The organism is Corallococcus sp. AB011P, from assembly GCF_003611605.1.
Lineage (GTDB): Bacteria > Myxococcota > Myxococcia > Myxococcales > Myxococcaceae > Corallococcus > Corallococcus coralloides.
This window is the reverse complement of the sequence record NZ_RAVX01000033.1, coordinates 52,463-64,711: the sequence shown is the minus strand read 5'-3', so window position 1 is coordinate 64,711 and position 12,249 is coordinate 52,463. Positions and strand designations below refer to the sequence as shown.

9 protein-coding genes are annotated in these 12,249 nt (G+C 68.6%); 7 read left to right on the top strand and 2 right to left on the bottom strand.

Features of this window, described 5'->3' with window-relative positions; all coding sequences use genetic code 11:
- Positions 1 to 273 precede the first annotated feature (273 nt).
- Together D7X30_RS39690 and D7X30_RS39685 are read right to left on the bottom strand one after the other, a co-directional pair.
- Entirely contained in the window at positions 274 to 975 is a 702-nt protein-coding gene (locus tag D7X30_RS39690; RefSeq protein WP_147443427.1) for a zf-TFIIB domain-containing protein, read from the bottom strand.
- A 49-nt stretch (positions 976 to 1,024) separates the two neighbouring features.
- On the bottom strand, positions 1,025 to 3,268 hold the full coding sequence (locus D7X30_RS39685) for an ATP-binding protein (RefSeq protein ID WP_120568184.1): 2,244 nt from the start codon (positions 3,266 to 3,268) through the stop codon (positions 1,025 to 1,027).
- 110 nt (positions 3,269 to 3,378) lie between these two features.
- Here D7X30_RS39685 and D7X30_RS39680 point away from each other — a divergent pair, with 110 nt between their 5' ends.
- From D7X30_RS39680 to D7X30_RS39650, 7 genes are all read left to right on the top strand, one after another.
- A complete protein-coding gene (locus D7X30_RS39680) occupies positions 3,379 to 5,811 on the top strand; it encodes a transglycosylase SLT domain-containing protein (protein ID WP_120568183.1) in 2,433 nt (810 codons plus the stop codon).
- Positions 5,812 to 5,889: 78 nt separating this feature from the next.
- The gene (locus tag D7X30_RS39675) at positions 5,890 to 7,335 is read left to right on the top strand and encodes a hypothetical protein (RefSeq protein ID WP_120568182.1); all 1,446 of its coding nucleotides are present in this window, start codon (positions 5,890 to 5,892) and stop codon (positions 7,333 to 7,335) included.
- Between the two features lie 150 nt (positions 7,336 to 7,485).
- On the top strand, positions 7,486 to 8,634 hold the full coding sequence (locus D7X30_RS39670) for a hypothetical protein (protein ID WP_120568181.1): 1,149 nt from the start codon (positions 7,486 to 7,488) through the stop codon (positions 8,632 to 8,634).
- 14 nt (positions 8,635 to 8,648) lie between these two features.
- Positions 8,649 to 9,683, top strand: a complete 1,035-nt coding sequence (locus D7X30_RS39665) for a serine/threonine-protein kinase (protein WP_120568180.1) — start codon at positions 8,649 to 8,651, stop codon at positions 9,681 to 9,683.
- 25 nt (positions 9,684 to 9,708) lie between these two features.
- Complete coding sequence (locus D7X30_RS39660) at positions 9,709 to 10,089, top strand: VOC family protein (RefSeq protein WP_120568179.1); 381 nt, start codon at positions 9,709 to 9,711, stop codon at positions 10,087 to 10,089.
- A gap of 84 nt (positions 10,090 to 10,173) precedes the next feature.
- Entirely contained in the window at positions 10,174 to 11,568 is a 1,395-nt protein-coding gene (gene selA / locus D7X30_RS39655) for an L-seryl-tRNA(Sec) selenium transferase (protein WP_120568178.1), read from the top strand.
- Positions 11,565 to 12,158, top strand: a complete 594-nt coding sequence (locus tag D7X30_RS39650) for an HNH endonuclease (RefSeq protein WP_120568177.1) — start codon at positions 11,565 to 11,567, stop codon at positions 12,156 to 12,158. Before selA ends, D7X30_RS39650 begins: the two co-directional genes overlap by 4 nt.
- The last annotated feature ends 91 nt before the right edge of the window (positions 12,159 to 12,249 follow it).

Sequence of the window (12,249 nt, the reverse complement as noted above, 5' to 3'; positions counted from 1 at the left end):
CTGCCCCAGGTGCGCCGACGGCTTCAGCATCTACTGCTGCGCCGCCTCGGCCATTGTCCAATGTGCCTCCGCAGACTCGGCGCTCGCGCTCCTCCTCGAGGGCCGTCACGCATCTGATCAAGTAGTACTAGCCCTGGGGAGGACGTGATCCGATAGCGATTGGGCCCCAGTTGTATCGCGGGCACGCGCTCCTTCATCGGGCGCTGATGGGGCGCGACGCGAACCGCCAATGAGATTCCAGGTTGTTGATCCACGGTGTCTTTCGCGATGTGGCTACTTGAAGATCTTCGACAGGAACCACACGACCGCGGACTCCGCGGCGCTGTTGTTCAGGTGCCGGGCGCGGCGGCCGTAGGTCTCGCTGGGCTGGGCCTTGGTCAGCTCATCCGTGTACGGCGCGGAGCCTTCCGGCGCGCAGCTTCCGCAGTACAGCCGCTCCTCCCAGACGAACCCGTAGCGCACGTCCATCCGCCGGCCACACGTCACGCAGGCCGGCTCGTCACCCACGCGCACCTTGGGCAACAGGCTCAGGCTTCGCTTGGGGTCGTACTCGTGCTCGAAGTCGGCGGCGACTGGCTGTGGCTCATGGCGGGCTTCCGGCTCCGCGGCCTTCTGGAGCCGGGCCAGCTCCTCCGCGTCCAGGGCCACGCCCCGGCACTTCGTGCAGACGTCCACCGTCACGTCCCGCAGCTCCACCGCGGGCAGCGGCGCGCTGCCGCACGTGGGGCAGGTGGGCGCCTGACGCCCGCAGGACGGACAGCCCGGGACGTACTGGAGCGAGGCCTCACAGCCCTTGCACTGCCCGGGCTTGCCCTTCGCCTGCTCGAAGACGGCCGTCAGCGTGGGCCCGCCGACGACGCGCGCCAGCATCTCCTCCTCGAACCAGGCGGCCCCGCAGGCGCCGCACTCGTCGCGCACCAGCCCCCGGGCGTAGGTGTTGCGCATCGTCGTCTGGCAGAAGGGGCACGCCTGCATGGCGCCCACAGCCTACCGGGTCTTCCCCGGAAACGGGATGCCGCGCGACTCACCCCGCGCGGCGGCGCTTCTCCTTCTTCGGCTTGGGCTCGGGCGTCTTCGGGGCCGGCGCGGGTTCGCGCAGCTCCTCCGGGACGGGGAGGGCGGGCTGGGAGGGGCGCGTGGGCGGTACGGGCGTGCCGTCCGGCAGCGCGCCCTCCACCGGCTCGGACGGGAGCGCCGGCAGGCGGATGATGAACGCGGTGCCTTCGCTCACCTTGCTCTGCACGCTGATGCTGCCGCCGTGGTTCTTCACGATGCGCTGGCAGATGGCGAGCCCCAGGCCCGTGCCCTTCTGCTTCGTCGTGAAGAAGGGCACGAAGATGTGCGGCTGTTGATCCGCCGGGATGCCCGGGCCGTTGTCGGAGACGCGCACCTCCACGAACTCGCCGCCCGCGCTGCGCAGGTCGCCGAAGCGCTCCGGCTTCTCCGTGCGCACCGTGATGCGGCCCGGCTGAGGCCCCAGCGCCTGCACCGCGTTCTGCACCAGGTTGATCAGCACCTGCTTGAGCTGCTCCGCGTCTCCTTCAGCGCGCGGCAGGCGCAGGTCCAGTTCCACCGCCAGCTCCGCCGTGGGCGGCATGTCGTTCTGGATGAGCCGCATCGTGCGCGTCACCACCTCGTTGAGGTCGGTGGGCCCGAAGTTCTGCTTCAGCGGGCGGGAGTAATCCAGGAACGCCGTCACCACGCCGTTGAGCCGGTTGACCTCCTCCACGATGACGTCCAGGAACTCGCCGTCCTCGCCCGGCAGCTTCCGCGGATCCAGGCACTGCGCCGCGCCCTTGATGGCGCCCAGCGGGTTGCGGATTTCGTGCGCCAGGCCCGCCGCCATCTCACCCAGCGCCGCCAGGCGGTCCCGCTCGCGGATCTTCTCGTACAGCTTGGAGTTCTCCAGCACCGTCGCCATCCGCTCGGAGACCTCCAGGATGAGCGCGATTTCATCCGACGCGTACGCCTCCGGCACCCGTTCGTCCCACAGGTTCAGGAAGCCGATGACGCGGTCGTTTCCCATCAGCGGCACGCTGATGCCGGCCTTCATCTGGAGCAGCGCGGCGCGCGTGTCGTTGAGCCGCTTCAGTTCGTCGCGGAAGCGCTTGCCCTCCACCGCCTGCACCCGCATCACGGAGATGCGCCGCTCGATGTTCTCCAGCAGCACCGCCTTCTGCCCGCTGGCCACCGCGAAGAGCACGCCGCGCGCGGCCGCCGTGTCCAGCAGCGCCACCGGCAGCGGGCCTCGCGAGTCCAGGAGCCGGTAGCCCGGCCGGTCCTCCGCCATCAGGTACACCGACGCGTGCGTCACACGCCCCGTCTCGTGCAGCGCGTCCAGCACCACGTTCGCCAGTTCGGAGATTTCGATGACGGACGCCATGCGCACGCGCAGGGTGCTCAGCGTGCCCAACAGCGCGAAGCGCTCGCGGAAGAAGATGCGCACCACCATCTCCTCCACCTTGGTGCGCAGCGGATCCAACAGGATGAGGATGACGAACGCGGCCACCACCGTGTTGAAGACGAAGAGCGACGTGTTCTCGTCCACCCACGCCGTCAGCACCGTGAACACCGAGGCCAGGATGATGGCCAGCACCGTCTGCGAGGCGATCTTCCCCAAGAGCTCGTGCAGGTCCATCAGCCGCAGCCGCAGCAGCGTCTGCGCGAGGAAGAACAGGTAGAGCGTCGCGAAGACCGGGCCCAGCGTGGGGAACGGGATGTCGTTGCGCGACAGGAAGTCCAACCCGTTGAACAGCACCGCCGCGCCCGCGCCAATGGCCAGGTACGCCAGCCGGAACTGCTCGATGCGCGACTCCGTCGTGCGCACCCGGTGCACCAGCAAGGACACGGAAGTGAACAACGTGCCCAACACCCAGGCCCCCAGCGCCAGACGGGCCCATGGTTTGTCCGCCAAGGGTGTAACAGCGACGGTCAGACCCAGCACGCCGGACAGGAGGGCGAGCCGCCGGCCGACCTGATGCGCTCCCTTGCTGACCCCCAGGAACTCAAGGAAGAAGGCGACCGCCGCCCCGGGCACCAGGGAGACGACGAGCACCGTCGCCCCGAGCGCGATGCGGGACACCCAGGGGTAGTCGTGGGAGGGGAAGATGCTGTGGAAGAAGAGGCTGAGGTAGTACCCGGCGACCGTCAGGGTGAAGACGGAGTAGAGCGTGAGGACCCGGGGCCGTCCGGGGCGCAACAACATGGACACGCCCAGCGCCAGACCGATGATGGAAGCGAGCAGTGCGCTTTGGGTGCGGATATCCATGTGCAGGCGGACAGTCTAACCTCTGTCAGGGGCTGGAAATTTTCCAACCACCCCCAGTTGTCCTCGGGCGTGCCCGAGCGCATCTCCCAGGGTCCCCGAGGCCCCCGCGAATGAAAGTGTCCCTCCAGCATCTCGCCCTCCTCGCCTCCGCGGCGCTGTTGTCCGCGCAGGCTCCCGCCCCCGCGGTCCCCAGCACCGCCCCGGTGGCTCCGGCCGCCACGGCCCCGGCTCCCTCCGACGACACGGATCAGGCCCCCACGACGCGCACGGACAACGCGCCGTCGGAGGCGCAGCTGACGCCGCCGCCGGACGCGGACAAGGCGCCGTTGCCGGTGGGCTACGTGCAGGTGTTCAACCCGGCCTTCCCGGGGCTCGTGCCGCCCACGCCGGTGGTGCACCGCGGGCGCCGCTACGGGCTGGAGGACCTGACGCCGTACTTCGCGGACGGCAAGAAGAGGGACGCGAAGGACGCGTTCGACAAGGGCCAGTACCCCAAGGCGCGCGCGCTGCTGGAGGGTGAAGGGGACAGCCCGCCGGTGCGCTACCTGCGCGCGCTGTCCGCGGTGCGCTCCGGGGACGACAAGGCGGCGGCGACGGAGATGGCGGCGCTCGCCAACGACTACCCCGCGCTGAAGGACCGCTGCCTCACGCACGCGGGCGTGGCGCTGGAGTCCCAGGGCCGGCTGGATGACGCGGCGGCCAGCTTCAAGCAGGTGCCGGAGGGCTCGCGCATGTACGTGGACGCGCGCCTGGGCCTGGCGCGCGTGCTGCGCAAGAAGAAGGACTACGACGGCGCCATGGAGGCGCTGACGCCGCTCACCCAGCGCATGATGACGGGCTGGGGCCGCAACGTGGGCGCGGAGGCGCTCATCGCCACGGCGGACCTGGCGGTGGAGAAGAAGGACAAGGCCGCGGAGAAGGCCGCGCTGTGGAAGCTGTGGGCAGCCCAGCCCCTGTCGCCCATCGTCAAGCAGGTGGAGAAGCGCCTCAAGGGGCAGACGCCGCCCGTGGACGCCAAGGTGGGCCGCGCGGAGGCGCTCATCGAAGCGCACCGCAACAAGCAGGGCATGGCCATCCTGGAGCCGATGCTCAAGACGATGAAGCTGCCGGACGCGCTCGCGTGCCGCGCGCACTTCGCGTTCGGCAAGGGGCAGCGCAAGGAGCGCCAGCACACCGCCGCCATCCAGATCCTCACGCCGGTGGTGGAGCAGTGCAAGGACCGGGACCTGTTGCCCCGCGCGATGTACGTGCTGGGCTCGTCGCGCTCCATCGTGGATCAGCAGCGCGGCCCGGACACCTACGAGCGGCTGGCGAAGGAGTTCCCGGACCACTCGTTCGCGGACGACGCGCTCTTCTACGCGGCCGACCTGTACGTGAAGACGAACCGCCCCAAGGAGGCCATGGCGCGCCTGGATGAAGTGGCGCGGCTGTACCCCAAGGGCGACTTCCTGGGCGAGGCGCTCTTCAAGGCCTTCTGGGTGGCGCGCACGTCGAAGGTGGAGGACGGAGGCTTCTCCTTCCTGGACCGCATCGAGGCGCAGTTCGCCAACGCGGACGAGTCCTACGACGTGGAGCGCGCGCGCTACTGGCGGGCGCGCACGCTGGAGGAGCGCGGCAACATCCAGGGCGCCGCGGAGCTGATGGAGAAGCTCGCGGTGGAGCACCCGGCCACGTACTACGGCCTGATGGCGCGCTCGAAGCTGGGCGAGCTGGACCCCAAGCGGCTGGAGGCCGTGTCCGCGTCCATCTTCGAAGTGCCGGAGGCCGCCAGCCCCTGGCCGATGTTCGCGGGCCCCATGGGGGATGACCCCCACTTCCGCGCGGGCGTGGAGCTCTTGCGGCTGGGCTTCGCGGACTCCGTGCCGTCGGAGCTGATGCTGGTGAACCGCGCCAACCAGCCGCCGGAGTCCATGCGGCTGCTGGTGATGGTGCTGTCGCAGTCCGGCGACGCGCGGTCTGCGCACGCCATCGCGCGGCTCGCGCTGCGCAAGGACCTGAGCGGGCGCATCACCCCGCAGACCCGTCCGGTGTGGGAGGTGGCCTATCCCAACGCGTTCCGCGAAATGATCGAGAAGCACACCGCGCCCGCGGGCGTGGAGCCGGACCTGCTCCAGGCGCTGATGCGCGAGGAGAGCGCGCTGGACCCCAAGGCCCTGTCCTGGGCCGGCGCGCTGGGCCTCACGCAGCTGATGCCCTCCACGGCGAAGGGCGTGGCGCGCGAGCTCAAGGTGAAGCACTTCACCGTGGACTCGCTGCTCCAGCCGGAGCTGAACATCCGCTTCGGCGCGCACTACCTGGGCGGCCTCATCAAACAGTTCAAGGGCCACACGCCCTACGCGGTGGGCAGCTACAACGCGGGCTCCGGCGCGGTGAACCGCTGGCGCTCGGCCAAGCCGGACCTGGCGCTGGATGCGTGGGTGGAGGAGATCCCCATCGCGGAGACGCGCGGCTACATCAAGCGCGTGCTGCGCTCCTACAACACCTACCAGCTGCTCTACGGCCGCGCGCCGAAGGTGCCGGTGATGCCTAGTGCATCGCGTTAGTGTGTAATCCTGGCTGAAGCCTGAATTCGCGCTTTCGTTGTGGAGGGGGAAGGGCGGGCCGTGATTTCGTCGGCCGCCATGCTCCCCCTCCGAACGAGAATCGCTCCCCTCGCAGTGGCGGTGTTCACGCTGGTGGGCCTGTGTCTTCCGGCTGAAGCCGAGGCGCAGGCCTGGTCGCTGACGAACGCGCAGCGGCAGGCATTCCTTCGCTACTACGCGCCGGTCATCTTCAAGCGCGCGAACGCGAACGACAACAAGCACGGCTACGACTGGCTGACGAACTTCGACTTCGACCAGGACGGGGACTTCTCCAACAACAAGCTGCACTGGAAGCAGATCAACCAGTACGTGGACGCGTCGCGCGCGGGCCCCAGCGCGTTCGACAAGTGGCGCATCCGGCCAACGCTCTACACGTCACTGATTGAGTACATGGACGGGGGGAAGAACCTCACCCTCGTGTATCACCTGTATCACGCGCTGGATAAGAACGCGGCGGGCAACTGGCAGCTGCATGACTGGGAGCGCGTCGAGCTGCAAGTGAAGAACGTGGTGGGCAACCCGGGCAGCGGCGAGTCCGTGGCGTACGCGGTGGTGACGCAGCACAAGCGCAACGTGGTGCGCCGGGCGGGCAGCGGGGACCTCCAGTTCATGCAGACGGGCACGGGCAGTCACCTGCTCATCTGGCAGGCGGAGTGGTCCGACAAGCTGTTGGCGCCGCACGGGCAGGAGCTGCGCTTCGTGACGGATCCGTACTCGTTCTTCGCGGGCCGGATGGCGTCCGGGGGGAAGGCGGAGGCGGACGTGAACAACGACGACGGGCGCAAGAAGCTGCACTTCGTCTTCGTGCCGGAGGACGACGGGGCGGCGGTGGCGGCGTTCAACGCACAGCCAGTGCGGTACTCGACGGCGGACGCGCAGGCCAGCCGCTATGACAATGGGTCTTCGGCCAATTGGCCCGCGGTGAAGCGCGTCACGTACGAGCTGCAGGACCTGGCGGACATCCTCCCCACCCACTGGGAGCACGGGGGCTATGCGACGCACTGGCTGCCGGACGCGCCGCAGTTCTTCTACCTGGAGAGCCCGGTGGTGAACGAGGCGGGGCAGGCGGAGGTGAGCGTGGGGCTGCAGCGCTTCTTCTCCAAGACGCGCGACGTGGAGGGGCAGGACGACCGCGAGGGCTACCCGTCGAAGAAGTGGTTCTTCGGCACGTTCGAGCTGAACGACAAGGCGTCGGACACGGGCGGCGGCGGGTCCAGCGAGTTCCACGACAAGTCGTGGGCGGGCACGGTGGCGGACTCGCGGGGGCAGACGCGCATGAGCGCCAGCGGCTACCCGGCGTCGGTGAACTCATACTGGTGGCAACACGATTACTTCGTGCACTCGGGAGTGACGGACGACACCGACGGGCGAGAGCAGGGCTTCTGGCTGCAGGGTGGGTGGTACCTGCCACAGAACGGCGGATTTGACGGACGCTGGGTGCAGCTCTTCGACGACCGGCCGGGCAAGGAGTCAGGCGAGTACTGAATTGGTCCTGATTGCCGGGTGGGGGCAGAGCGAGAAGCGGCGCTCATGCCCACACATGCAGGCGCACTGGAATAATCCCGTGACCGGAGTGGGACTGGTAGGATTGAGGAGCAGTCCCACCCCCCCTCGTTTGCGTGAAGGAAACACGCCATGAGCCAGCCCAGCGCCCCCAGTCCCCAACAAATAGACCTCAACCGCACCGCCGTGGAGATCGCCCCCGAGACCTTCTGGGTCGGGAAGCGCGAGCCCGGCGGCATCTTCTTCGCGAACCCGTTCGTGCGCCGCTTTCGGGGCACGGACCCACGGACGGCGAAACCCGCCGAGTTCAACCTCCTCATCGACCCCGGGTCGAGCAGCGACTTCTCCACCATCCACACGAAGGTGGTGTCGCTGATTGGGGGGATGGACCGGCTGTCGGCGCTCTTCATCAACCACCAGGATCCGGACGTGGGTTCGTCCGCGAGCATCATCTCGGCGCGCTACTCGCCGCGCGCGAGCATCCTGTGCTCCGAGGACACCTGGCGGCTCATCGTCCACTTCAACCTGCCGCGAAACCGCTTCATCCCGACGGAGAAGTTCTCGCAGGGGCTGAGCGTGCCCACGGGGCACAAGCTGTTGCCGGTGCCGTCGCCGTTCTGCCACTTCCGGGGCGCGGTGATGCTCTACGACCCGCAGACGCGGGTGCTCTTCACGGGGGACCTCTTCGGAGGCCTCACGGACAGCAAGGCGCAGGGCCTGTGGGCGGACGAGTCCGACTGGAATGGCATCCGGGCGTTCCACCAGATCTACATGCCGGTGAACTCGGCGCTGGTGCGCGCGGTGGCGGCCATCCGGAAGCTCACGCCCGCGGTGGAGATAATCGCCCCGCAGCACGGCCGCATCATCCGGGGCAAGCTGGTGCAGCAGTTCCTGGAGCGCATGGAGCGCCTCCAGGTGGGCCTGGACATCATCGACGAGGCGCAGGACCGCACGCACCTGCAGGCCTGGAACGCGGTGATCGACCGGGTGCTGAACCTGGCGCGCGGCTACCTGGGCGATTCGGTGGAGGCGAAGCTCACCGCGAGCGAACAGCTGTCGGACACGGCGAAGTTCAACGGCCAGCGGCTGGAGGTGGGCCGCATGGGCAAGTGGACGCTGGAGCACGTGGTGGAGGTGCTCTGCCAGGGCGAGCCCTCGGAGATTTCGGGCCCCATCATGGTGGAGGCCACGCTCGCTGCCGCGGAGTACAACCTGCCCACGCCGCACCTGGACCTCGAAGGCGCGGGTGCGCCGGCCCCCGTCTCACTGCTGGAGTCGTGAGAGGGGAGGGAAGGGTGCATTCCAAGGACCGTGACAGCGGAGGATTGACCTACCTGGGCCCGGAGGCGCTGAACGCGCGGCCGGGCAACGCCGTGGCCGAGGACGGGTCCGAGCCGACGCTGCCGCAGGTGCGGACGCCCGTGTCACCGGGGGGGACATTGCTCCAGGGCGCGGTGACGCCCCGGCCTCCCGCGCCCGTGCACCAGGGGCTCGTCCCCGGGCAGGTGGTGGCGGGGCGCTACCGGGTGGAGAAGTGGCTGGGCGTGGGCGGCACGTCGGCGGTGTACCAGGCGCTGGATGTGAAGAAGCAGCAGCGCGTGGCGCTCAAGGTGCTGGCCGTGCCGTACGCCGACGAGGCGATGGTGACGCGCTTCCGCCAGGAGGTGGAGCACGCCCGGGCGCTGGAGCACGTGAACATCCTGCATGTGTTCGACGCGGGCTCGGACGGGGAGAGGCATTACCTGACGGTGGAGCTGCTGGAGGGGCAGGACTTGCGGCAGGTGATGCAGGAGGGGCGCCCCAGGCTGGCCAATGCCTTGCGGTGGCTGACGCACGCGACGGTCGCGCTGGAGCATGCGCATGCGCGCGGGGTACTGCACCGGGACGTGAAGCCCGGGAACCTGTTCATCACGCGCACGGGCGTGCTGAAGCTGATGGATTTCGGGCTCGCCAAGAGCGAGCACGTGATGGGGAACACGGCGCAGGGCGCGACGCTGGGGACGCCGGAGTACATGGCGCCGGAGCAGGTGAAGGGCATGGAGGTGTCGCCAGCCACGGACCTGTATGCGCTGGGGGTGGTGGCGTATGAACTGCTCACCGGGCAGCTCCCGTTCCGGCATGCGCAGCCCATTCCGCTGATGCTGATGCATGTGCAGGAGACGCCCGTGCCTCCGAGGAAGCGGCGTCCAGAGCTGCCGGAAGCGTTCGAGCAGGTCGTCCTCAAGCTGATGCGGAAGCAACCCGAGGAGCGTTACGCGAGCGCCACGGTGCTGCGCGCTGAACTGGCGAAGCTGTGGCCGCTGGCACTCCAGCAGGGGCGCGCGTTATAGGAGGCTCCTTTCCCAGGGGGCCTCCATGTCTGTCAAATTCAACCACACGATCATCGCCGCGAAGGACAAGGTCGCGTCCGCGCAATTCCTCGCGGAGTTGCTCGGGCTTCCGGAGCCCACGCCGTTCGGGCACTTCCAGGTGGTGAAGCTGACGGATGGGGCGTCGCTCGACTACGTCACGACCCAGGACGCGATCCACGGACAGCACTACGCGTTCCTGGTGACGGAGGAGGTCTTCGATTCGCTGATCGCGAAGATCCGCGACCGGAAGATCCAGCACTGGGCCGACCCGCGCGGCCAGCACGAGAACCAGATCAACACCCATGACGGAGGCCGCGGGGTCTACTTCCAGGACCCCAACGGCCACTACATGGAGGCCATCACCGTGCCGTACGGAGGCTGGTGACGCTTCAATGTCTGGGATTGCGCTCCTGCGACGGTTGAGTGACGGCTCTTCTCGTCGCAAGTCCGGGTAGTAGAGTCCCGGGGCATGGGCGCTGCGTCGAACTCCCCGGATGGCAAGAACGCATTGCTGCGCGGCCTTCCGTCCATCGAACAACTCCTGCGACGGCCGTCGCTGGAGTCCCGGCTCGCGAACCTTCCCCATGCGCGCGCGGTCGCCGCGCTGCGGCTCGCTGTCGAACGCGTACGCGCCCGGCTCCTCGCCGGGGACCTGCGCCCCTTCGAGGACGAGGATGTGGAGGCGGCGCTCGTGTCCCTGGCCACTCCGAACCTTCGGCGCGTGATCAACGCCACCGGCGTCGTGCTCCATACGAACCTCGGCCGTGCACCGCTCGCGCCCGAAGCCGTGGAGCGCGTCGTCGCCGTGGCTCGGGGCTACTCCAACCTCGAATACGACCTGGACGAAGGCGAACGGGGCAGCCGCTACGCCCCGCTCATCGGCCTCTTGCGCACGCTCACCGGCGCGGAGGACGCCATCGTCGTCAACAACTGCGCGGGGGCCGTGCTGCTCGTCCTCGCCGCGCTCGCCTCCGGCCGCGAATGCGTCGTGTCCCGCGGCGAGCTCGTGGAAATCGGCGGGGGCTTCCGCATCCCGGACGTCATGCGCCAGTCCGGCGCGAAGCTCGTCGAAGTGGGCACCACCAACCGCACCCGCCGCGCGGACTACACCAACGCACTGAGTCCAGACACCGGCCTCATCGTAAAGGTCCACCGCTCCAACTTCGCCCTCGTCGGCTTCACGGAAGAGGCGTCCCTCGCGGAGCTCACCGAACTGGGACGCTCCCGTGACGTGCCCGTGTTCCAGGACCTGGGCTCCGGCGCGCTCGTGCCCCTCTCTGGCCCGGGCCTCACCCCGGAGCCCACCGTGGGACAGGCCATCCGGGATGGCGCGGACGTCGTCGCGTTCTCCGGCGACAAGCTCCTCGGAGGTCCCCAGGCAGGCGTCATCGTTGGCCGCTCGGACCTGCTTCAGCGCATCAAATCCCACCCGCTCACACGTGCGCTGCGTGTCGACAAGATGACGGTCGCGGCCCTGGAGGCGACGCTGGAGCTGTACCGGGATGGCCGCGCGGACGCGGTTCCCACCCAAAGCCTGCTCACCCAGCAACCGGCTCCGTTGCAGTCCCGTGCCGAACGCCTGGCGGCCTTGCTCGCCGCGAACGGCGTGGAGGGCCGTGTCGTGTCCGTGGATGGACAGGTAGGTGGAGGTGCCATGCCTCTGGCCCGGTTGCCTTCCTTCGCTTGCAGCCTCACCGTAGAAGCGCCGAAAGTATTCCTGGAACGTCTGCGCGAAGCCGAGGTGCCGGTTATTGGCAGGATTGCGGATGACGAGGTGGTTCTCGACGTCCGGTGTCTCTCAGAGGAGGACCTGGGGCAGGTCGCGCAGGCTGTGGCGGCCGCCCGTTCGGGAAGCCAGCCATGATCAACAGCGCCGTGCTCGTTTTAAACCGGTACTACCAACCGGTTCACGTGACGTCGGTCAAACGGGCCTTTTCCCTGCTGTATCAGGGCGTCGCCAAAGCCATCGACGAGCAGTACCGCCTGTATGAGTTCGAGGACTGGGCCGCCCTCAGCGCCACCCAGGACAGCATCACCACCATCGACCGCACCATCCGCGTGCCGCGCGTCCTCGTGCTCGGCGCGTATGACCACCTGCCGCGCGCCAAGGTGCGCTTCTCGCGCCTCAACATCTACGCGCGCGACAACGACACCTGCCAGTACTGCGCGAAGCAGCTGCCCCGCAGCGATCTCAACCTGGACCACGTCAGCCCTCGCACCCAGGGCGGCAAGACGACGTGGGAGAACGTCGTGTGCTCCTGCGTGCCCTGCAACCTGAAGAAGGGCGGACGCACTCCGGAACAGGCCGGGATGCGGCTGCTCAAGAAGCCCGTGCGACCGCGCTGGACCCCCCTGTTCCGGGGCGCCATCCGCAAGATCACCTACCGTGAGTGGCTGCCGTTCCTGCACCTCGCGGACGTGTCGTACTGGAACGTCGAGCTGCTTGACGAGTGACAGCGAACGGCTCCCCGGCCGCCTGCTCCCCGAGCCTCCGGGCTCCGGGGCGCGGGCTCCGGGCGCTACAGGGGCCGGCCGTGAAATGGCG